The organism is Leifsonia xyli subsp. xyli str. CTCB07 (genome assembly GCF_000007665.1).
Taxonomy (GTDB): domain Bacteria; phylum Actinomycetota; class Actinomycetes; order Actinomycetales; family Microbacteriaceae; genus Leifsonia; species Leifsonia xyli_C.
Window position 1 is genome coordinate 1,303,392 of sequence record NC_006087.1, and the last position, 22,051, is coordinate 1,325,442.

Consider the following 22,051-nt stretch of genomic DNA (forward strand, 5'->3'; position numbering starts at 1 on the left):
GCGTCCCTTCTGGCTTGCTAGTCCTGCCGGACTGCGCTGACGTGATCCGCCTGCTGCAGCATCCCTCGCAGGTTCTCGAAATAGCCGGCGACGGCTTCGCGCTCGATCCTAATCTGCGACAGACGTTCTTCGGCGTCGGAGACCAGGCGTTGCGTCCGCTCTTCGGCATCTCCGATCAGAGAAGCAGCGCGCTCTTCGGCGTCGTGGACGATGTCAGCGGCGGTCTGCTCGGCCTCTTTTCGGGCCGACTTGACCGTCTCACGAGCCTCCGACTCATGGGCTTCGGCCTCGGCGCGGGCCTGCGCGGTGCGCTTGACCGCCTCCGCGAGCTGGACATTCGCCTCATCCAGGTACTTCTGCGTCTGGGCGACGGCCTCTTGATGGCGGCTGAGGTGCTCTTTCTCGGCTTCGTCGCGGCGGGCGCGCAGTTCGACCTCGAGGTCGATCCGGGCCTGCTCGACCTCCCGCGTGTGCCGGTCGACCTCTTCGAGCGTTGTCGTGCGCAGGGTCACCAGTTCGGCGTCCAGAGCGGCGCGTGCGGCCGCGGCTTCCTGGTCGAAAGCGGCCTGGCGCTCGGCGAGCTGGGCGTTGAGCGCGGTCGTGCCCGCAGCGATCTCACGGGCGAGTTCGGCTCGAGCTTGCGCGCTGTCGCGTTCGAGGGCGACGCGGGCCCGCTCGGTCTCGTCGGCGAGCGAGATGCGGGTCTGCTCGGCCTCGCGGGCCAGTTCGAGGCGCTGCTGCTCGATGTCGTCCGCCAGCTCGTTCGCTGTGGTGGCGCGCTGGTTCTCCAGCTCCACGGCGGTGCGGCGGATATCCTCTGCGAGGGTGGCGCGGGTGCGCTCTGTCTCTTCCGCGAGCGCCGAGCGGCTCTCCTCGCGATCGGCGGCGAGTTTGGCGGCGGTCTGCTCGATGTCGGCGGCGAGCCGCGACTTGGTGCCGCTGAGCTCGGCCTCCAGCGCCGACCTGGCCTGCTCGACCTCGGCCTTCAGCCGGGACTTGGTCTGCTCGACTTCGGCGGCAAGAGCCGAACGGGTGGTGCTCACCTCGGCGTTGAGCGCGGAGCGGGTCTCATCGACCTCGGCCGCGAGACGTGCCTGTGTGGTGGTCACCTCCGCGGTGAGGGTGCTGCGCTCGCGGGACAGCTCTTCGGCGAGGGCGGACTTGGCGCGGGTGACTTCGTGGTCGAGCGCGGACTTCGTGGTGGTGACTTCCTCCGCGAGTTCTGCCCGGGTGTTCTCCAGCTCTTCGGCCAGTTCTGCGCGCGCGGTGATGACTTCCTCGGCGAGGCGGGCGCGGGTCTGCTCGACCTCGGCGATGAGCGCGCCTTTCGTCTGCTCGACCTCGGCGGCCAGCGCCTTCCGGGTCTGCTCCACCTCCGTGGCGAGAGCCTGGCGGGTGGTGGCGTCCTCGTTGGCGAGATCGGCTCGGGTCTGTGCTGCTTTCGCGGCGAGGTCGGCACGCTGCATCTCGACCTCGGCGGCCAGATCGGCGCGGGCCTGCGCGGCGTCGGCAGTGAGCCTGTCGCGGACCCGGGTCTGTTCGGCGGCGAGGGAGTCGTTCGTCTCGGCGACATGGCGCTCGAGCTCCAGAAGCGTTTGAGCGGTCTCGCGCTCGAAGGCGGGGCGGTCGTCGGCGAGGGCCTTCTCCAGCTCGCCGCGCCGGGAGACGATGGTCCGCTCGAGGTCGGCCGCCTCGGCGCGCGCGGCGGCCGCTTCGCGGGAGGCGACCGCCTTCAGCTCGGCCGCCTCCCGGTCGGCTTCGGCACGGACGGCCGCAGCCTCGCGTTTGCTGGTCGCACGCAGCTCCGCGGCCTCCGTCGCCACGGCGCCGCGGATCGCGGCTGCCTCGCGCATGGCATCGGTGAGCAACGTCTCTTTGCTGGTGCGCGTCTTGGTGAGCAGATCGTTGGACTCGATCTGGGCGTCCTCGAGCAGCGTCGCCGCGCGCGCCTGAGCGTCGGCCAGCATGCGCTCGGCCTGCTGGGCCGCGGACCGCTTGACCTTCTCGACCTCGGCGGCGACGCCGGCGCGCAGCTTCTCGGCGTCGATGTCGGCCTGCGCGATGAGACGAGTGGACTGCTCCTCGGCGACGCGGAGGGTGTTCTCCAGCTTGGTGCCGAGCCCTGAGTAGGTGGGGCTGCCGACCTCTTCGATCTCGGCGTTCAGCTCCTCGATGCGCAGTTGGAGACGCTTGATCTCCTTGGACTGATCGGCGCTCTTGGTGTTCGACTTGATGAGCTCGCCGCGCAGGTCCTGGACGGTCTTGTCGACTTCGTCCTTGTCGTAACCGCGGAAGACCTGCGTGAAGTCCGATTCGTCGGTGGCCACTGTGTTACTCCTGAAGGGTCTGTGGGGTGCGGGCAACGCACGCCGGAGACATCATACCGTCGGTAGGATACGCGCACGGGACTTGCGGTAGCGTGCAAGGGGACGGTTAGACGCCTTTCAGGGTGCTCCGGTATCTTTCTGTGACTGTTCCGTTCCCCGTCCGGGCACACGAGGAGTTCTGTTTGCGTTTCGTATTCGCCATCGTCGCGTTCGTGATCGCTGCCGTCATGATCGCCGCCGGCATCGCCCAGCGCACGATCTTCGTGCCCCCTTCACAGCTCACGGCGACAGCAACGGTCTCAGGTGATGCCCGTTACATCGTGCTCAACAGCGCGGTACTGAACGCGCACCCCGGGCAGCAGACGCTCTCCGTCTCGGGTGCGAAGGACCCTGCCTCCCAGGTCGTCGCCTACGGGCGCACAGCCGATGTGGAAGTCTGGCTCGGAGATCAGAAGTATGTCGCCATCGGATATGACACGGCCACGGGCCGGCTGACGACGAAGACGGTCACGCCCGCGGTCGCCGGCGCGGAGCGCTCATCGCCCGCTCCGACCCCGGCGGGCGCTGCGTCCGGTTCCGTCGCCTCAGCGACGCCCGGCCCGAATCCAGCCGGCTCCGATCTGTGGCTGGAGGAGTCCGACGGAGCGAACGCCCAGACCACGCGTATGAACCTCCCCCCCGGTATGAGCGTCATCGTCGCGGCGGACGGCGCGAAGCCGGCTCCCAATAAGATCCTCGTCACCTGGCCGGTCGACACCAGCACGCCGTGGGCGTTCCCGCTCATCATCGGCGGCCTCGTGCTGCTGGTGATCGGGATCGTGCTCTACCTGTGGGCTCTCTACGCCCACCGGAAGTCGCGCGGCCCGCGCCGCAAGAGCGGACCCAAGATGCCCAAACTTCCGAAGACCCCGACGTACAAGCCGATCTCGTCGCCCCCTTCCTTCGAGAGCTCCCGTGGCCGCCGCTCGAACCGCCGCTCGCGGGTGGTCCTCCCGGCTGCGCTGGCCGGGGCGCTCGCTCTCGGTGCGGTCGGCGGCGGGGCGTTCGCGGACACGACCGACATTCCGACACCGAGTGCGACCAGAACGGCCAAACCGGTCGATCAGCTCCCCCCGGCGGTCACGGAGCCGCAGCTGAAGCGCATCCTGAGCCGCATCTCCGCGGTCGCGGCCAAAGCCGACTCCACGGCGGACCTCCCCCTCGCCAAGACCCGTTTCGCCGGGCCGGCGCTGCAACTGCGACAGGCGAACTACACTATCAGGGTGAAAAAAGCGGATGAGCCGGTGCCATCCGCCATTCCGGACGGCCCGATCGAGCTGGCCTTGCCGCAGGCGACCGACACTTGGCCGCGGACGGTCAACGCTGTGGTGAGGATGCCGGCCGCCGCCGATGGGAAGGCGCAAGCCCCGATCGCCCTGGCCCTGGTGCAGGAGACGCCCCGCGATAACTACCTGGTTCAGTACGCGATCACGCTCGAGCCGAACGTGAAGGTTCCGAACCTCGCCCCGGCGAGCATCGGGGCGGCGGTCGTCCCACCGGACTCGAAGCTGCTGAAGGTGAGCCCGGACCAGGTGGGCGCGGCTTACGGCGACATCCTCCTGAACGGCGCCTCGAGCAAATGGGCGGAGAGCTTCGACCTGGCGGACGACAAACTCCTCCAGCAGGTCGGCCAGGCCTGGAAGCAGCAGGAGACGGCCAAACTCCAGAAGGAGGCCGGCAACACCTCCTCTCTGGCGTGGACGAGTCAGCAGGGCAAGGGCCCGGTCATCTCGATGGCCACCAACGACTCCGGCGCGATCGTGTGGGTCGATCCCGAAGAGGTCCAGCTACACCGGGTGCTCGAGGCCGGGGCTCAGGTCATCGCCGGTCCGACCGTTGCCGCGCTCTCGGGCGTCACCGCCTCGAACACCGCCATCCAGTCCACCTACGGCTACCAGCTGGCGTTCTCCGTGCCGGCGGCCGGATCGAAGGAGAAGATCCGCTTGCTCGGATTCGCTCAGGGCCTCATCTCCGCCGCCCAGGTGCCGTAGCGCTCAGCGTATTGTTTTAACCCATGAACCAGATCCCGCCCACTCCGACGAATCTCCGCGGCGCCGTCGACCTCAGCGCACTCGTGAACCGGCCGGCGCCGGGTGAGGCTGGCCCCACAGCGATCGGCGAGGAGATCGCCCTGCCGAGCCTGTTCTTCGAGGGCACCGATGCGAACATCGATGACTTCCTTCAGCTGTCGGCGCGCATTCCGGTCGTCGTCGAACTCGTCGCGGAGTGGAGCGAACCGGCCAGCGAGCTTGTTCCGGTCCTCGACCGGGTGATCGCAGAGTTCGGTGGGCGGCTCGTGCTCGTGAAGGTCGATGTGGACGCCAACCCGCAGCTCGCCCAGGCTTTCCAGGCTCAGTCCGTGCCGACCGTTGCGGCGATCGTCGCGGGACGCCCGGTGCAGCTGTTTGCCGGGGCGCTGCCGGAGGAGCAGATCAAGGATGTGTTCGGACAGCTCCTGGCGCTCGCCGCGCAGAACGGCGTGACCGTCGCAGCGGCCGTCGAGACCGGTGCGGCCCCGTCCGACGCTCCGGCCACGGAGCCGGATCCCGAGCCGCTACCCCCGCACCACGCGGCGGCCTCCGAGGCGATCGATCGCGGCGACTACGAGACGGCCATCGCCGAGTACAAGACGGCGATCGCGCAGGACCCGCGGGACGCGATGGCGGTGGCCGGGCTCGCCCAGGTCGGCCTGCTCTCGCGCCTCGTCGGCAAGACGATGGAGGACATTCGCACGGCCGGGGCGAACGAACCGTCCGACCCGGACGCGCAGCTCGCGGTGGCCGACCTGGATCTCTCGGGCGGCCGCATCGAAGACGCCTTCGACCGGCTGCTCTCCCTGTTCCCGACACTGGACGCGGCGGGCAAGGAAGCGGTGCGCACGCGCATCCTGGACTACTTCGAGATCGTCGGCGTGGAGGACCCGCGCGTCGCGAAGGCCCGGGCTCGGCTGGCATCGCTGCTGTACTGACGTCCACTCCCCGGGGCCAGCGGCGAACGGCTGCCGGGTCTTATTCAGCGCCCGGTCTTGAGAAAGAGCGCTCCGAGCGGCGGCAGCGTCAACACCGCCGAGGCCGGACTTCCCATCCACGGCTCCTCCACCGCGGTCACCCCGCCGAAATTGCCGACTCCGGAGCCGCCGAACACGTCCGCGTCCGTGTTGAGCAGTTCCTCCCAGCCGCCCGCGAAAGGCAGTCCCACCCGGTACTCCGTGTGCGGGGCGCCCGAGAAGTTCAGGATGACCGCGATGGGCTCTCCGCGCCCATCCTTCCGCAGAAAAGCCAGGACGTTGCCGGCCGCGTCCGATCCGTCCAGCCACTCGAAACCAGAGGGGTCGTTGTCGTGGGCCCAGAGTGCGGGGGCGCCGCGGTAGACGGCGTTCAGCTCGCAGACGAGGTTCCACAGGCCGCGGTGGGCGGGCTGATCGAGTATCCACCAGTCGAGGCCGCGCTCCTCGCTCCACTCGGAGGGCTGGCCGAACTCCTGGCCCATGAAGAGCAGTTGCTTGCCCGGGTGCGCCCACATGAACGCCAGGTAGGCGCGCATGTTCGCGAGCTGCTGCCAGTGGTCGCCGGGCATCTTGCCGAGGAGCGACCCTTTCCCGTGAACGACTTCGTCGTGGCTGATCGGCAGGAGGAAACTCTCGCTCCACGCGTACACGAACGAGAACGTGATCCTGCTGTGGTGCCAGCTCCGATACAGGGGGTCCTCGCGGATGTACTGGAGCGAGTCGTGCATCCACCCCATGTTCCACTTGAGGCCGAAGCCCAGACCGCCGGAGGAGGTGGGAGCCGTGACGCCAGGGTAGCTCGTGGACTCCTCCGCGATCACGATCGTGCCGGGGTTCCGCTTGTAGGCGGTCGCGGTGACCTCCTGCAGGAAGGCGATCGCTTCGAGGTTCTCCCGCCCGCCGTGGATGTTGGGCTCCCATCCGTCGGCGTCCCGGGAGTAGTCGAGGTAGAGCATCGACGCGACGGCATCCACCCGCAGACCGTCGATGTGGAACTCCTCGAGCCAGTAGAGCGCGTTGGCGACGAGGAAGTTTCGCACCTGCGAGTTGCCGTAGTCGAAGACGTAGGTGCCCCAGTCGGCGTGCTCGCCGCGTCGCGGGTCGGCGTGCTCGTAGAGCGGCTGGCCGTCGAAGCGGGCGAGCGCCCAATCGTCTTTGGGGAAGTGGCCGGGAACCCAGTCGAGCAGTACCCCGATTCCTGCGCGGTGCAGGCGGTCGATGAGGTACTTGAGATCGTCGGGGCTCCCGAAGCGGCTCGTCGGCGCGTAGTATCCGGTGACTTGGTATCCCCAGGAGCCGCCGAAGGGATGTTCGGCGAGCGGCAGGAACTCGACGTGCGTGTAGCCGAGGGCGCCGAGGTAGTCGATGAGCTGGTCGGCCGCCTCGCGGTAGCCGAGGTCCGGACGCCAGCTGCCGAAGTGGAGTTCGTAGATCGACATCGGACCGGTGTGCGGATCGCTGGCCGCGCGGCGGCGCATCCACTCGCCGTCCTGCCACTCGTGCCGGCTGACGGCGATGCGGGAGGCTGTGTCCGGCGGGGTCTCGGCCAGCTGCGCCATCGGGTCGATCTTGCGCACCCAATCGCCGGACTGCGCGAGCAGGTCGAACTTGTAGATCGCGCCTTCGCCGACCCCGGGGACGAACAACTCCCACACTCCGGAGGAGCCCATGTTGCGCAGGGAGTGCAGCGTTCCGTCCCAGCCGTTGAAGTCCCCGACGACACGGACGGCCCGAGCGTGGGGCGCCCACACAGTGAAAGCTGTGCCCGTGACGCCGCCGAGGTCGCGCAACCGGGCGCCAAGCGCCGTCCAGAGCCGCTCGTGGCGGCCCTCGCGGATGAGGTGGAGGTCGAGCTCGCCGATGGTCGGCAGGAAACGGTAGGGGTCGTCGGCGGACCAGGCGCTGCCGTCGGCGTAGCGGGCCTCGATCTCGTACGCACCGGGGCCGGCGATGTCCACACCCTGCCAGATGCCGTGCGCGAGGTGCGCCAGCTCGAGGTACGCCCCGGTCGGCAGTACGGCGAACACGGCTTCGGCCAGTGGGCGCAGGGTGCGGATGACCGTGACCGGGTCGGCAATCCCGGCGGCGGCCACCTGGTGCTGGCCGAGCACGGAGTGCGGATCGTGATAGCTGCCGGTGGCGACGGCGTGCAGCACGGCGTCGTCGATCCCGGGCAGGGCGGCGGCTCGCTCGGGGAGGGGGGTCATCGGGCTGGCTCCGTCGTTCGGGCGTCCAGCGGCTTCGCGACGAGGATATGGACGGGCTCGGTGAAAGCGTCGAGGCGGACGTAGTTGTCGGTGCCCCAGGTCCAGCGCTGTCCCGTCACGATGTCTTTGACCTCGAACGGTGAGCCGGCGGGGAGGCCGAGGGCTTCGACATCCAGGTGAACATTCGTCTCCCGCACCGAGTGCGGATCGACATTGGCGACCACGATCACGGTGTCGGGCCGGTTGCTGCGGGTGAACGCGCCCGGCAGATGCTTGGAGTAGACGAGCACCGCGTCGTCGTCGCTCCAATGCACCCGCAGGTTCCGCAGCTGGCGGAGGGCGGGGTGCTCGCTGCGCGCCCGGTTGAGCATGGTCAGATAGGGCGCTAGCGAGCGGCCGAGCGTTTGCGCCCGGGTGTAGTCGCGCGGCCGGAATTCGTACTTCTCATTGTCGATGTACTCTTCGGCGCCGCCCCGGACGACATTCTCGTACAGTTCGAAGCCGGAGTAGACCCCCCAGGTGGGCGCGACGGTGGCGGCGAGGGCGGCGCGGATCTTGAACGCCGCGGGACCGCCGAACTGCAGGTACTCGGTCAGGATGTCCGGCGTGTTCACGAAGAGGTTCGGGCGCAGGAAGTCGGCTGTCTCGGTGGCGAGCCCGGTGAAGAACTCTTCCAGTTCCGCCTTGGTGTTCCGCCAGGTGAAGTACGACTGCTGGAAGCCCGCCTTCGCGAGGGTTTGCAGCACCGCCGGGCGGGTGAACGCCTCCGCCAGGAAGACGACATCCGGGTCGGTGGCATTGATGGTGTGGATCAGCCACTCCCAGAAGCGCAGCGGCTTGGTGTGCGGGTTGTCGACGCGGAAGATGCGGACGCCAAGCGACATCCAGTGGTGGACGATGCGGAGGATCTCGGCGCGAAGTCCCTCGTCGTCGTTGTCGAAGTTGAGGGGATAGATGTCCTGGTACTTTTTCGGCGGGTTCTCCGCGTAGGCGATGGTGCCGTCCGGGAGTGTCGTGAACCACTCTGGGTGCTCTGTCACCCACGGGTGGTCGGGGGACGCCTGCAGCGCCAGGTCCAGTGCCACCTCGAGTCCCACCTGCTTGGCCTTACCGAGGAACTGAACGAAGTCTTTCTCCGTTCCGAGTTCGGGATGGATGGCGTCGTGGCCGCCGTCTGCGGAGCCGATGGCCCAGGGGGATCCGGGGTCGGCCGCTCCGGCATCGAGGGTGTTGTTGGGGCCTTTGCGGAACGTGCGGCCGATCGGGTGGATGGGCGGCAGGTAGACGACATCGAAGCCCATCGCGGCGATCTCGGGCAGCCGTTTGGCCGCGGTCCGGAACGTGCCGGAGCGCCAGGAGCCATTGGACAGCTTCCTGGCGCCTTCGGAGCGGGGGAAGAACTCATACCAGCTTCCGACGCCGGCCCGGGCACGTTCGACCAGGACCGTGCGGGTGGCCGAGAGCGAGGGGAGCGCGATGAGCGGGCGCTCGGCCAGGATGCGGCCGATCCGGTCATCCGTGGTTGCGGCGAAACGCTCATCCACCGGCTTCGCCGCATCCGCCACCGCAGTGGCGGCCTCCGAGAGGCGCCGGCGCTCGGCGGTGCTGCGGTGTCTGTCAGCCGCCGCGCGGACCAGCACATCGTGACCCGTGCGCAGCATGAGCTCGACATCGATCCCGGCGCGTATTTTCACCTCCGCATTGTGCCGCCAGGTCGCGTATTCGTCGTCGTAGGCCTGCACGCGGTACTGCCAGAGCCCCTCCTGCCGCAACAGGACCTCGACCTCCCAGCGGTCGGTGCCGGGCGCGACGGCGTGCATGCGGTGCTCGGTCTGCTCGCCGATGGGGTCGAGGAGCAGCAGGTCGACGCCGATGCGGTCGTGGCCCTCGCGGAAAGCCGTGGCCCTGAACGGGACGACCTCGCCGCTGAAGGCCGTGGCGGCCCAGTGACCTTCGTCGACCTGGGGCCGCAGCCCCAGGATCGGGATGCGGGGGAGGCGGGGCTCGTAGCCGGGAGCCGCGGGGTCCTCTGGTCTGGTCGCTGCGCTCTTTGCCACACCCCGACCGTACACTCATAGCCTCTCCACCAGGCGACTCCCTTATGCTCGTCCAAGTGAAGGCCATCCGTAGAATCACCGTCCGAGCTGTCCTCCCCGAAACTCTCTCCGCGCTCGAGGAAATCGCCGGCAACCTGCGCTGGTCCTGGCACGAGCCCACCAGGGAGCTGTTCGCCCGGATCGCGCCGGAGCTCTGGCAGCAGGTGGGGCACGATCCGATCGCTCTGCTCGCTTCGGTCGCCCCGGCGAGACTGGCGGAGCTGGGGGAGGACCCGGACTACGTCGACGGGGCAGAGCGCATCCGCGACGATCTGCGTACGTACCTCCGCGACCCGCGCTGGTATCAATCGCTGGGGGAGCCGGCGCCGAAGACGATCGCCTATTTCTCGCCCGAGTTCGGCATCGCCGCTGCGCTGCCGCAGTACTCGGGCGGCCTCGGCATCCTCGCCGGGGACCACCTCAAGGCGGCCAGCGATCTCGGCGTGCCGCTTGTCGGCGTCGGGCTGTTCTATAGAGGCAATCACCGCGGACGGCTGGCAGCTGGAGCGCTATCCCGTGCTCGACCCCGATGGGCTGCCCCTGAGCGTGCTGCGGAACCCGGACGGCACGCCGGCGCAGATCACGCTGGCCCTGCCGGACGGCGAGCTGCACGACCGCGTGTGGCAGGCCGCGGTCGGGCGCGTGCGGTTGCTGCTGCTCGACACCGACATCCCGGAGAACGCGGAGAGCCTGCGTTCGGTCACCGACCGGCTCTACGGCGGCAGTGGCGAGCACCGGCTTTTGCAGGAGCTGCTGCTCGGGATCGGCGGGGTGCGCGCAGTGAAAGCGTGGACGGAGCTGACCGGTGCGGCAGAGGCGGATGTGTTCCACACGAATGAGGGGCACGCCGGCTTCCTCGGTCTCGAGCGCATCTCGGACCTCGTCGGCGAGGGGCTGGGCTTCGATGAGGCCCTGCAGGTCGTTCGCGCTGGGACCGTGTTCACCACCCACACGCCCGTTCCGGCGGGCATCGACCGGTTCGACCGGACGCTGGTGGAGCGCTTCTTTTCGGCCCCCCTGCTGCCCGGGCTCGACGCCCAGCGGATTCTCGCGCTTGGCGCCGAGGACTATCCGGGAGGTTCGCCCGATGTGTTCAACATGGCGGTGATGGGCCTGCGCCTCGGCCAGCACGCGAACGGGGTGTCGCGATTGCATGGCGAGGTCAGCCGCAAGATGTTCGCCGGCCTCTACCCGGGCTTCGACAACCAGGAGGTTCCGATCGACTCGATCACCAACGGCGTCCATGCGCCCACCTGGACGGACCCGATGCTCCGCGCGCTCGCCGTGGAGAAGCTCGGCGTCGACGACACCACGCACGCCGACTGGGCGAACGCGGGCGCGCTGAGCGACTCCGATCTCTGGGGTGTCCGCGGCCGGATGCGCGGGCAGCTCGTACAGGACGCCCGCCGCCGCCTTGCCGCCGCCTGGGAGGAACAGAATCCGGGCGGTGCCGCACCGGCGTGGATGGCCGGCCTGCTCGACCCGGACGTCCTCACGATCGGTTTCGCCCGCCGCGTCCCGACTTACAAGCGCCTGACACTCATGCTGCACGACCCCGAGCGGCTGAGGAACATCCTGCTCCACGCCGAGCGGCCGGTGCAGTTCGTGATCGCCGGCAAATCGCATCCCGCCGATAGAGCCGATAGAGGTGGCCGACCGTGTCCTGAAGCAGGTTGAGCAGGGCCACTCCCTCCAGGTCGAACCACTTCCGAGACTCCTCACTGCCAAAGCTCGCGGAGTCCAAATCGGCGTTCTTGTTGAAATAACGAGCCCACGCGCGCAGGCGCTCCAACACTTCCGAAGGCAGCAGGTTCGACCAGTCCGGGCGTTCGTCCTCGTCCCACATGATGTCGGATAGAGGCCAGGTCTGGCCCCAGTCCACCGCCAAAACAACTTGCTGGTCTTGCGTGCCATTTCTGATAGCCTTTCGGTGTCTATTTCTGGTCCGGGGATCGAAGCATTAGCCGTGTTTCGATCCCCGGACCTTTTTCATGGGTGAGGGGTTAGACGAGCGCCATGCGCGGGCGCAGCGCGTCCGGGTCGGTGCCGTTCGTGGTGACGGAGCGCCACCAGGCGACGACGCTGGCTTGCTGGTCCAGGGTCAGAGAGACGACATCGCCGTCCTGGTTGACGCCGAGGATAAGCCCGTTGCCGTGGATCGGCGTCGTTGGGCGGTGCTTGTCGATCATCCGCGTCAGCTCGACGTTGACGGGCGCACCGCGGTAGAGCCCTTCGTCGTCCACCCACACGTCGATGTCCTCCGGCAGGCTGATGAACCCGTAGAGGTCAGCGCCGATGTGGCCGCGCATCCAGTCCTGCCGCTGGCCCTCCGATGTGAAGCTGCACCAGACGTTGCTGATGCCCCCGTGCGGGTCGATGAGAATCTCTGAAAGCATGTGCTCTCCCTTCCGTTCTACTTCAGGAGCTCGCCGCGGGATCCCGCAGCTGCCGACCTCCACAGCCGCTGCTCGCGGACGGCGCCCCTCGATGGGGCGGCGGCCGCGACCCGCCATCTCGGCGCCAGCACAGGCCGGCCCAGCCGGACACCCTATCTGGAATCTTGGATATGCTCACCTGTGATGCTGTCGCTGGCTCTCGAAGGTATGCTGTTCATGAAGCCTGCTGCTCGACTCCTCGCCTCCGCGTTGGCCGTGGCGCTCCTCGCCGTGCTCGCCGGCTGCGCGCCCGCGCTGACGCCGGAGGAGCGTGCGAAGCTCAACACGAAGCTGCTGACCGTGGGGGACATCACGACGGGCGGGTGGAGCGCGTACACGGACACGAGCGCGGAGACGTCGAAGGATAAGAACTCGAGCGGCGGCGTGTGCGCGGGCAACTTCTCCACCGCGCTCGGCCTCGACACGGAGAAGCTGCCCTACAGCCGTTCCGCGATGTTCACCCGCGGATCCTCCGTGATGAGCGAGCAGCTCGGGAAGGTCCCCGGCTCCAAGGACGTCGCTGCGAAGATGCGCGCCGCGGCGGCCAAGTGCGAGGGCAAGACGCCGTCGACAACGATCAACGGTGCCGACCGACCGCCGGCGACGGCGGGTTCAGCTTCACCACGGAGGTGACCTCCGGCTACGTGACGAGCAGCATGGACTTCCGCTACACCGCGGTCGGCGACCTGATGGTGGTGACAATGGCGCGCGCCGGCTGGGGCGAGGAGATCACCGGCAAGGAGCTCGACGAGTTCACCACCGCCGCGATCAAGAAAGCACGCGCCTAGGAACGGCTCGCCGGTGCAGCTGACGACGTGGACCTTCCAGATCCCGGACGCGCCGAGCTCGGCGGCCTGGTCACTGGCGTGGGCGGGCGCGCGGGCAACGTGGAGATCCCGGAAGCTCGTCGCCGTCGTGGCGATCGTCGTGCTCGCTGCGGAACTGACGATCGCGCTGATGCTGTTCGGCATCCCCGTCGTGCCGGCCGTGGCCCTGGCACCGGTGGCCGCGGTGCTGCTGCTCGCCGTGACCTCGGTAGGCGTGTGGCGCCGAGACATCCGGCATCCGTCGTCCCGGGTGCTGGCCACGCCCGTCACGGTCGCGGCGTCGCGCGCCAAGCGCCGCGGCGGCGTCGAGGTCTGGCAGCTGTCGCAGCTGGTCGCCTGGAACTGCCACCCCGTCACGTGCCTGGCGGGATGGGTAAGGTCGACGTCGGGGACGTCCTCGACCAGCGGGGTCAGGGTGTCCGTGACCTGGTAGCGGATGCCGCGCGAGACGATGCGCGCGGGGACGTCGTGGGAGTCCAGCCAGAGCGCGATCGGCTCCAGCTGATCGGTGGTCTGCGCGATCATAGACACCTCCGATTATCGAACATATGTTCGATGGTACGACGACCAAGCGTGGAAGGGGAACCGGGATGGGTCAGGCGGCGGCCGTGGTCGACGCGGGGGAGCGGGTGCTCGAGCTGCAGGCGCGGATCCGCGCGATGCAGGGCACTCGCCTCGACGAGCGTCGGCTGCCGACGCTGGAGGCGATCGCGCCGCTGCTGCCGGGCGGCGCGCTGATGACTGGCGCGGTCTACTCGGTGGCCGGGTCGATGACGCTGCTGCAGGGGATGCTCGCTGGGATCGGGGCGGCCGTCAGCGGGCGATGTCGCCCGCCTGACCGGCAAGCTCCTGCTTGTCGGTCGAGGATGTCCAGATCGGTTCCACTAAATTAAGCCAACAAAACTGCTGATAATGCACATTATGTCAGGTTGTAACGGGTTTTTTGACGGAACTTGCAGATGGCTTGTTCCCCACCGCCACCGGAAACCTAGTGAGCGGCTCCCACCGCCGTTTCAAGTTCCCATCGCGCGACTTGGACGAACCGGCTCACTGATCGACGCCTATACCAGCGTGACCGAGTTTCTCGATGCTACAGACTTCCGCCGCATCGGAGAGCTTCCACTTGAGGATTGGGGGTTTCATCTCCTCGCTCGCATACGCGCATGTGCTCGATGAATGAGGCTGGGACAGTCTTCTTGCAAGTTACAGATTACAGAAGAGAACTTCCGACCGCACAGCGTGAACTCGTCCGGTCCGTCGATTTCGTCTGGTACGACGACGGCGGCGGCGAGCATAGTGATCGCCTTCCCTTCCAGCGGTCTTGACTCCACCAGCCAGCGGTCTTGACTCCACCAGCGGGATGCGCCGACCGGGACGCAGCAACGCCCGTTCCTGGCAAAGGTGAAGCAACGGCATCCCGATCGGCTGACTCGATCGTCTTCGACGAGGCCGCGGATGGTGTTCCCCGGGATGAAGCCACAATTGGATGACGACTCCCCCGCCGAAGTGATTGCAGACAGCCAGACTTGTGGCGCTACTGCCGCCGCGCCCGCGCTCGTCTCGCCCAAGAACTCGACCGGCGCACATCACACTCTACCGACCCCACCAGAGCAACCTCACCGTGTGATCCTGCTGTGGCACTCCTCAAACCCTGTCTTCTAGCGTCAACATACGGGAGCCCTTGCCACCGGCGCATTCCCACCAGACGTGAACACGTTGTGATATGGATAATATGAGTCGAGACGCTGGCATGCCATGGCGGTCGATCGCGATGAGTTCGAGGGCCGCGTCTGGAGGAGAAAGACACATGTCCGTTGGAAGCCTTGGCTCGGTTCGCCTGCCAAGAGTGCTCGCAGCGGCGTCACCCGCGCACGCCGATGAACCCCTCAGCCTGCACACCATCAGCGGGACCATTTCCCTGCCGGAAGGAGTGCGCGCCTGGAGCGCTGGCGATGTGACGGTGGAGGCTCGGGCTGCCGACGGCGCGCCCGCTGGAGTCGCGATTCCTTCCGAGACCGGTCGATATCAGATCGATTTGGTTGCGGGAATCTACCGTGTCGAGGTGACCGTGACGGGACCCTCCTCCGAGCGGCTGAGTGGCGGAATCTACGGAACGAGCGAGCAGAATCCCGAGGGCCAGACCGTCGACGCGCGTTCAGCGGATCGGGAGGAGCTCGATATCGCGCTTCATCCCATCGAGGCGCCCGATGCTTCTCCAGAGACACCGAGCCCGGGCGCTCGTGCCGTCCCCGTCCCTCTTGCCGATCCGGTCGTGTCGCGGACGATTTCCGGGAAGGTGACTGTTCCCGCGGGATTCGGGGCCTGGTTGAGCAACATCACGGTCTCCGTGAACAGAGTGGTCGGAACCGACGTGCGCGTGGAGAAGTTCATCGTTCCGAATCCCTCGACGGGAGAGTGGTCGGCGACCGTTCCAGCCGGGCAGTACAAGATCTACTACTTCTCCCCACCGGGAACGAAGCCCGAGAACATCGCCGATGTCTTCACCTCGCCCATCTTCGACGCTACCTCGCGGGATGTGACGGGAATCGTCAAAGCTGTTGTTCCGACGTCTCGTGTGCATTTCGACGTGACCACCGCAGCCGGGCAGAAGCTCCCCAGTAGCTATGCCGGATGGGTGTACGCGTACAACGAAGCCAACAAGCGCTGGTTCGGATCCTCAGACTTCAGCCTTCAGGGTCTTCCGGCCGGTAAATACTGGTTCGTCCTTTTGACGGCCGACGAGAACTGGAACTACTCCCTTCAGCCGCTCACCGTGAACGGAAAGCTGTCTTACACCGTCGCAGCAGGGATGAAGGTATAGGTAGCGGCGACGGTGCCGGTCGTCGCACCGAAATCCGTCATCAAATGCTCCCGGGATACGGCTCCCGAGGTCAGAAATTGGCGGACGAACCGCGTTCAGGTCTACATGAAGCTCGACGGCAGAATGTTCTTGCTTCCGGACGGCATTTTCCTCGTGGACTATCCGACCTCGACCACCTACCAATCGGCCCGATTGTCTGCCGGGGAATATCAGATCAGGGTGTATAGACCTTCTTTCTCGGACGAGACCGCAGCGAAAGCGAACAAGGTCTCCCCCATCAAGGACTATTGGAGTCCGATCGTGAAGGTCAATGGCGTCTCTGCCGTTACCGTGAACGGCACGGTGTACTCGTCTGCGAATCGTTCGGCATCGCCGTTCAAGGACGTGCCCGTCAGCCTCTCCGCGGCGAACACGTATTTGTCCATCGAGTGGCTCTACCGGGCCGGCATCACAACGGGAACGGCCACGTCTTCGGGGAGGGTCTTCGCCCCGAAGGGCACTCTGAGCCGAGCGGACGTTGCGGCATTCATGTATCGGGCAAGTGCTCCTGCGGCCTACACGGCCCCGGCGAAATCGCCGTTCCTGGATGTCCCGACAACGCACAAGTTCTACAAGCAGATCGCCTGGATGTACACCTCAGGCACCTCGACCGGGTGGGCCGTGAGCGGCGGGAAACAGTACCGACCCAACGATCCGGTGTCCCGCGAAGCGCTGTCGGCATTCGTGTATCGCGCCTATAACCACAAAAGGCTCGTTGCGCCTCGCAAGGACACCTGGGTGGATGTTCCGCTGAGTCACAAGTTCTCCGTCCCCATCAACTGGATCCGCACCAACGGACTGCTGAATGACCCGGGATCGCATTTCTCTCCGTCTAAGCCGGCGACGCGGGAAGAGTTCGCGACGATCCTGTACCGAATCGAGCTGGCCAAATAGTACGTCCAGGGGTCCGGGGGCGAACCTACGCCGCCTGAGGCACGAGCGCGAACGCGCTCAAACCTGCGGCGAACTCTCGATGTTCACCAGCCACTGGATGCCGAACCGGTCGGCGAGCATCCCGAAGTTGTCGCCCCACGGCGCCGTCGAAAGCGGTTCGAGCACCGTTCCGCCCGCGGCAAGCTTGGTGTAATAACCGGCGAGCTGGTCGTGGTCGTCACCGCTGATCGACACCGAGATCTGCGATCCCTCCCTCAGCTCCATGTGCGAGGGGACATCGGCGGCCATGATCGTGAAACCGGCGTCCGTCGTGAGCTGCCCATGCATGACGAGGTCCGCATCGGCCGGGTCCTGGCTCATCCCGAACTCGGCGAACGTACTGGTCTGCAGAGCCCCGCCGAAGACGGACTGGTAGAAATCGAGCGCCTCCCGGGCCTGAGTGCGGAAATTGAGGTAGGGGTTCAGGATGGACGGCATGAGGAACTCTCCTTCATCGTGTTCTCGGCCTGTGTGTCCGGCCTCGCCCAGCGTAGCCCTGGAAGCGCGGACGCGGGAGAGGCTGGGGCGCCTGCCGGTCAGAGTGTCATCGCCGCTCGCACAGCATCAAGTTCGGTAGGCTGAGCGAGATCACGGGCCTTTAGCTCAGCTGGTAGAGCGCCACGTTTACACCGTGGATGTCGTCGGTTCGAACCCGGCAAGGCCCACCGTGCGCCGCTCGCTGTCAGCCGACGTGTGCGGGCAGGAGGTCCAGGGCCGTGCGGTAGGTGTCGATCGAACGCGCTCGGCCGGGGGCGGTGATGAAAGAGGCGCGGATGATGCCGCTCTCGTCGATGACGAAGGTCGCGCGGTTCGCGAAGCCTTTCTCCGGCAGGAAGACGCCATACTCCTTGGCGATCCCGCCGTGTGGCCAGAAGTCGGCAAGGAGGCTGAAGCCGTAGCCTTCGTGCTCCTCCCACGCGCGCAGGGTGAACTTGGAGTCGACCGAGACGGCGAGAAGCTCGACTCGGTGATCCTCGAAGAGGGCGAGATTGTCGCGCAGTTCGCACAGTTCGCCGGTGCAGGTTCCCGAGAACGCGAGCGGGAAGAAGACGATCGTGACCGCCTTTCTGCCCCGGAAGTCGCTGAGGCGGACGGCCTGGCCGTGCTGGTTCGGCAGTTCGAAGTCGGGAGCCTGGGTGTCGTTCTCCAGAGCCATATCGTGCAGCTGTCCTTTCAGTCCTGCGGCGTACGGTCTCCCGCGGGAACACGAGGACATAGCATAGACCCCCATTCCGCGGACGCCAACACAGCGACGGTCACCGTCCGCTTCGAGATGCGGCTAGGCTGAGCGATGGTGCCCGCTTTGTCGCAATCCGATAGAGGATGCGCGCCTTCCACGATCCATCCGACACAAGAAAGAGGTCGAGGGTGACTGTAAACGACCAGGACCCGTACTCGATGAGTAACATCGATTCGGACCCGGAGGAGACTGCCGAGTGGCAGGAATCCCTCGACGCACTGGTTGCGGCACACGGCCATGAGCGGGCTCGCGAGATCATGCTCAGCCTGCTGAAGCGCTCGAAGGAACTGCACCTCGGTGTGCCGATGGTGCCGACCACCGACTACATCAACACCATCTCCCCCGAGAACGAGCCGGACTTCCCCGGCGACGAGGACATCGAGCGCCGCTACCGAGCGTGGATTCGCTGGAACGCGGCCATCCTGGTGCACCGCGCGCAGCGTCCCGGCATCGCCGTCGGCGGTCACATCTCCACGTACGCGTCCAGCGCGGCGCTCTACGAGGTGGGCTTCAACCACTTCTTCCGCGGCCAGGACCACCCGGGCGGCGGAGACCAGATCTTCGTCCAGGGCCACGCCTCCCCCGGAACCTACGCCCGTGCCTTCCTGGAAGGCCGTCTGAGCGCCGACCAGCTCGACGGGTTCCGCCAGGAGAAGTCGCACGCCGGCGGCGGGCTCTCCTCCTACCCGCACCCGCGGCTCATGCCGGAGTTCTGGCAGTTCCCGACCGTGTCGATGGGCCTGGGGCCGATCAACGCGATCTACCAGGCGCAGCTCAACAAGTACCTCACCAACCGCGGCATCAAGGATGCGTCCGACCAGCACGTCTGGGCCTTCCTCGGCGACGGCGAGGTGGACGAGGTCGAGTCGCGCGGTCAGCTGCAGGTAGCCGCGAACGAGCAGCTCGACAACCTGACCTTCGTCATCAACGCCAACCTCCAGCGCCTCGACGGCCCGGTGCGCGGCAACGGCAAGATCATCCAGGAGCTCGAGAGCTACTTCCGCGGTGCGGGCTGGAACGTCATCAAGGTCATCTGGGGCCGCGAGTGGGACGACCTGCTCGCGCGGGACGCCGACGGCGCCCTGGTCAACCTCATGAACCAGACGCCCGACGGCGACTACCAGACCTACAAGACCGAGAACGGCGCCTATGTGCGCGAGAACTTCTTCGGTCGCGACCCGCGCACGCTGGAACTCGTGAAGGACTTCAGCGACGACGAGGTCTGGAACCTCAAGCGCGGCGGCCACGACTACCGCAAGGTCTACGCGGCCTTCAAGGCGGCCGTCGAGCACAAGGGCCAGCCCACCGTCATCATCGCCAAGACCATCAAGGGCTACGGACTCGGTCCGTCGTTCGAGGGCCGCAACGCGACCCACCAGATGAAGAAGATGACGCTGGACAACCTCAAGACGTTCCGCGACGCGATGCGCATCCCGGTCACCGACGCGCAGCTGGAAGAGAACCCGTACCTGCCGCCGTACTACAACCCGGGGCCGCAGGACGAGGCCATCCAGTACCTGCACGAGCGCCGTCGCGCGCTCGGCGGCTACCTGCCCGAGCGCCGGGCGACGTACACGCAGGTCAGCCTGCCGGACGACTCGGCCTACGCGATCGCCAAGAAGGGCTCCGGCACGCAGGAGATCGCCACCACGATGGCGTTCGTCCGGCTGCTGAAAGATCTGCTGCGCGCGAAGGACTTCGGCCACCGCATCGTCCCGATCATCCCGGACGAGGCCCGCACCTTCGGGATGGACGCGTTCTTCCCGAATGCGAAGATCTACAACCCGAACGGCCAGCACTACACGTCGGTCGACCGCGAGCTGCTGCTGGCGTACAAGGAGAGCCCGCAGGGGCAGATCATCCACGTCGGCATCAACGAGGCCGGTGCGCTGGCCGCGTTCACCAACGTGGGAACGTCGTACGCGACCCAGGGCGAGCCGCTCATCCCGGTCTACGTGTTCTACTCGATGTTCGGCTTCCAGCGCACCGGCGACGCGATCTGGGCAGCGGGCGATCAGATGGCCCGCGGCTTCATGATCGGCGCGACCGCCGGGCGCACCACGCTGACCGGCGAGGGTCTGCAGCACGCCGATGGCCACTCCCTCGTGCTCTCGAACACGAACCCCGCCGTCGTCTCCTACGATCCCGCCTACGGCTATGAGATCGGCCACATCGTCCGCTCCGGCCTCGAGCGGATGTACGGCAAGTCCCACCCCGAACCGAACGTCATGTACTACCTGACGGTCTACAACGAGCCGATCGTCCAGCCCGCCGAGCCGGAGAATGTGGATGTGGACGGCATCGTCCGCGGCATCCACAAGCTCAGCGAGGGCGAGGGCGGTGGTCCCAAGGCCCAGCTGCTCGCCTCGGGCGTCTCCGTGCCGTGGGCTCTGGAGGCCCAGCACCTCCTCCAGCAGGACTGGGGCGTGTCCGCTGATGTGTGGAGCGTCACGTCGTGGGGCGAACTGCGCCGCGACGGCCTCAAAGCGGAGGAGCACAACTTCCTGCACCCGCAGCAGGAGAAGCAGGTGCCTTACGTCACCCGCAAACTTGAGGGCGCCGAAGGTCCATTCGTCGCGGTCACCGACTATATGCATGCTGTCCCCGACAAGATCCGGCCGTTCGTCCCCGGCGAGTACGCAACGCTGGGAGCCGACGGCTTCGGCTTCTCGGACACGCGCGCCGCCGCCCGCCGGTTCTTCAAGATTGACGGCCCCTCGCTCGTCGTCCGCACTCTGGAGCTGCTCGCGGCCCAGGGGAAGGTGGACCCGAACGCCCCGGCCTGGGCGATCGAGAAGTACCTCCTGCACGATGTGAACGCGGGCACCACCGGCACCGCGGGCGGCGACGCCTGACCCCGGGCCCGTGCCGACGAGACCGGAGAGGACAACGTCCGAGACCCTTGCGTGGCTGCGCAAAATCTCGGGCGAACTCGCCACGACAACGCTGAAGCGCCTGGAGGACACGCTCCCCTGGTACCGGGACATGCCCCCCGGCCGCCGCAGCGCGGTCGGCCTGGTGGCTCAGGCCGGCATCTCCTCGTTCATCTCGTGGTTCGACGACCCGCGTTCGACACCGTGGATCGCGGCCGACGTCTTCGGGGCGGCTCCTCGCGAGCTGCTCCGAAGCGTCAGCCTGCAGCAGACGCTCCAGCTGATCAAGATCACCGTCGAGGTGGTCGAAGAGCGCGTCAAGAGTTCCAACGACGAACCGTTGAAGGACTCGATCCTGCTCTACTCGCGGGAGATCGCCTTCGCCGCCGCGGACGTCTACGCCCGCGCTGCCGAGGCCAGAGGACTGTGGGACGCGCGCCTGGAGGCGCTCGTCGTCGACAGCATCCTCACCGGTGAGTACGACGATGAGCTGCCCAGCCGCATCGCCGCGCTCGGCTGGAACGGCCACGGCGAGGTGAGCGTCCTCGTCGGAACCGCACCGAAGCTGCTGGATGTCGACCAGCTGCGGAGAACGGCCCGGCACATGTCCGCCGATGTACTGATCGGGGTGCAGGGCAGCCGGCTCGTGCTCGTCATCGGCCGTGCCTGGCCGAGCGACAGCGCTCCGGAGGAAGCCATTGGCACCGCTCCCGCGGTCTCCTTCATGGACATCGCGCAGCAGTTGGAGCCGGGCTTCGGCTCCGGGCACCTCGTGCTCGGCCACGAAGTCCCGAGCCTGGTGGACGCCTCCAAGAGCGCGAAGGCCGCCCTCGCCGGTTTCGCCGTGGCCAAAGCCTGGCGCAACTGCCCCCGCCCGGTGCATGCCAACGATCTGCTCCCCGAGCGTGCATTCGCCGGCGACGGCCTTGCCCGCGTGACGCTCATCAGCCGTGTCTACCGGCCGCTGCAGGACTATTCGACCGAACTGCTCACCACACTGTGGTGCTACCTCGACAACGGCCGGTCGCTGGAGGCGACGGCGCGGGAGCTGTTCGTGCATCCGAACACCGTGCGCTACCGGCTGAAGCGTGTCTCCGAAGTGATCGGCTGGGACGCCACCGGTGCGCGTGAGGCTCTCATCTTGCAGGCCGCGCTCATCGTGGGCTCGATCAACGAGCCGGACGGGCCGCGTCGCGCCTGATTTTGC

At 67.1% G+C, this 22,051-nt stretch carries 16 protein-coding genes, 1 tRNA gene and 1 pseudogene; 12 read left to right on the forward strand and 6 right to left on the reverse strand.

Annotated elements, in window-relative coordinates; genetic code table 11:
- Positions 1-17 precede the first annotated feature (17 nt).
- Positions 18-2,327 carry a large Ala/Glu-rich protein gene (locus LXX_RS06210; RefSeq protein WP_011186093.1) on the reverse strand — a complete coding sequence of 770 codons (2,310 nt, stop codon included), beginning with the start codon at positions 2,325-2,327 and terminating at the stop codon, positions 18-20.
- Positions 2,328-2,467: 140 nt separating this feature from the next.
- Here LXX_RS06210 and LXX_RS06215 point away from each other — a divergent pair, with 140 nt between their 5' ends.
- Positions 2,468-4,357 (forward strand): hypothetical protein, encoded by a 1,890-nt coding sequence (locus LXX_RS06215; protein ID WP_223227599.1) that lies wholly within the window; start codon positions 2,468-2,470, stop codon positions 4,355-4,357.
- Between the two features lie 23 nt (positions 4,358-4,380).
- Positions 4,381-5,334, forward strand: coding sequence for a tetratricopeptide repeat protein (locus tag LXX_RS06220; protein WP_011186095.1), 954 nt, complete (start codon positions 4,381-4,383; stop codon positions 5,332-5,334).
- 44 nt (positions 5,335-5,378) lie between these two features.
- Here the strand turns inward: LXX_RS06220 and glgB are convergent, their stop codons facing one another.
- Together glgB and LXX_RS06230 are read right to left on the reverse strand one after the other, a co-directional pair.
- On the reverse strand, positions 5,379-7,580 hold the full coding sequence (glgB, locus tag LXX_RS06225; RefSeq protein ID WP_011186096.1) for a 1,4-alpha-glucan branching protein GlgB: 2,202 nt from the start codon (positions 7,578-7,580) through the stop codon (positions 5,379-5,381).
- Positions 7,577-9,637 carry an alpha-1,4-glucan--maltose-1-phosphate maltosyltransferase gene (locus LXX_RS06230; RefSeq protein WP_011186097.1) on the reverse strand — a complete coding sequence of 687 codons (2,061 nt, stop codon included), beginning with the start codon at positions 9,635-9,637 and terminating at the stop codon, positions 7,577-7,579. Before LXX_RS06230 ends, glgB begins: the two co-directional genes overlap by 4 nt.
- Positions 9,638-9,693: 56 nt before the next feature.
- Between LXX_RS06230 and glgP the strand changes: the two are divergent.
- A pseudogene (gene glgP / locus LXX_RS06235) lies at positions 9,694-11,332 on the forward strand (alpha-glucan family phosphorylase); the annotation flags it as partial.
- 347 nt (positions 11,333-11,679) lie between these two features.
- Here glgP and LXX_RS06240 read toward each other — a convergent pair.
- Positions 11,680-12,072 (reverse strand): DUF3846 domain-containing protein, encoded by a 393-nt coding sequence (locus tag LXX_RS06240; protein WP_041767523.1) that lies wholly within the window; start codon positions 12,070-12,072, stop codon positions 11,680-11,682.
- Positions 12,073-12,252: 180 nt separating this feature from the next.
- Between LXX_RS06240 and LXX_RS06245 the strand changes: the two genes are divergently transcribed.
- From LXX_RS06245 to LXX_RS06265, 6 genes are all read left to right on the forward strand, one after another.
- Positions 12,253-12,744 carry a hypothetical protein gene (locus LXX_RS06245; protein WP_041767524.1) on the forward strand — a complete coding sequence of 164 codons (492 nt, stop codon included), beginning with the start codon at positions 12,253-12,255 and terminating at the stop codon, positions 12,742-12,744.
- The gene (locus tag LXX_RS14260; protein ID WP_155806795.1) at positions 12,741-12,899 is read left to right on the forward strand and encodes a hypothetical protein; all 159 of its coding nucleotides are present in this window, start codon (positions 12,741-12,743) and stop codon (positions 12,897-12,899) included. The genes LXX_RS06245 and LXX_RS14260 overlap by 4 nt, the downstream gene beginning before the upstream one ends.
- Positions 12,900-12,912: 13 nt before the next feature.
- Positions 12,913-13,371 (forward strand): hypothetical protein, encoded by a 459-nt coding sequence (locus LXX_RS06250; RefSeq protein WP_011186100.1) that lies wholly within the window; start codon positions 12,913-12,915, stop codon positions 13,369-13,371.
- 157 nt (positions 13,372-13,528) lie between these two features.
- Positions 13,529-13,831, forward strand: coding sequence for a hypothetical protein (locus LXX_RS06255; RefSeq protein ID WP_041767525.1), 303 nt, complete (start codon positions 13,529-13,531; stop codon positions 13,829-13,831).
- Positions 13,832-15,006: 1,175 nt separating this feature from the next.
- Complete coding sequence (locus LXX_RS06260; RefSeq protein ID WP_223227600.1) at positions 15,007-15,759, forward strand: hypothetical protein; 753 nt, start codon at positions 15,007-15,009, stop codon at positions 15,757-15,759.
- Positions 15,760-15,771: 12 nt separating this feature from the next.
- Positions 15,772-16,692 (forward strand): S-layer homology domain-containing protein, encoded by a 921-nt coding sequence (locus LXX_RS06265; protein WP_041767527.1) that lies wholly within the window; start codon positions 15,772-15,774, stop codon positions 16,690-16,692.
- 57 nt (positions 16,693-16,749) lie between these two features.
- Here the strand turns inward: LXX_RS06265 and LXX_RS06270 are convergent, their stop codons facing one another.
- Complete coding sequence (locus LXX_RS06270) at positions 16,750-17,169, reverse strand: VOC family protein (protein ID WP_041767528.1); 420 nt, start codon at positions 17,167-17,169, stop codon at positions 16,750-16,752.
- A gap of 154 nt (positions 17,170-17,323) precedes the next feature.
- On the opposite strand from LXX_RS06270, the gene LXX_RS06275 reads away from it, so the two are divergent.
- Positions 17,324-17,396 (forward strand) — tRNA-Val (locus LXX_RS06275).
- Positions 17,397-17,413: 17 nt separating this feature from the next.
- On the opposite strand, the gene LXX_RS06280 is transcribed toward LXX_RS06275, so the two are convergent.
- On the reverse strand, positions 17,414-17,887 hold the full coding sequence (locus tag LXX_RS06280; protein WP_011186104.1) for a peroxiredoxin: 474 nt from the start codon (positions 17,885-17,887) through the stop codon (positions 17,414-17,416).
- Between the two features lie 212 nt (positions 17,888-18,099).
- On the opposite strand from LXX_RS06280, the gene aceE reads away from it, so the two are divergent.
- Together aceE and LXX_RS06290 are read left to right on the forward strand one after the other, a co-directional pair.
- A complete protein-coding gene (aceE, locus tag LXX_RS06285) occupies positions 18,100-20,826 on the forward strand; it encodes a pyruvate dehydrogenase (acetyl-transferring), homodimeric type (protein WP_011186105.1) in 2,727 nt (908 codons plus the stop codon).
- 10 nt (positions 20,827-20,836) lie between these two features.
- Entirely contained in the window at positions 20,837-22,045 is a 1,209-nt protein-coding gene (locus tag LXX_RS06290; protein ID WP_011186106.1) for a PucR family transcriptional regulator, read from the forward strand.
- Positions 22,046-22,051: the final 6 nt, after the last annotated feature.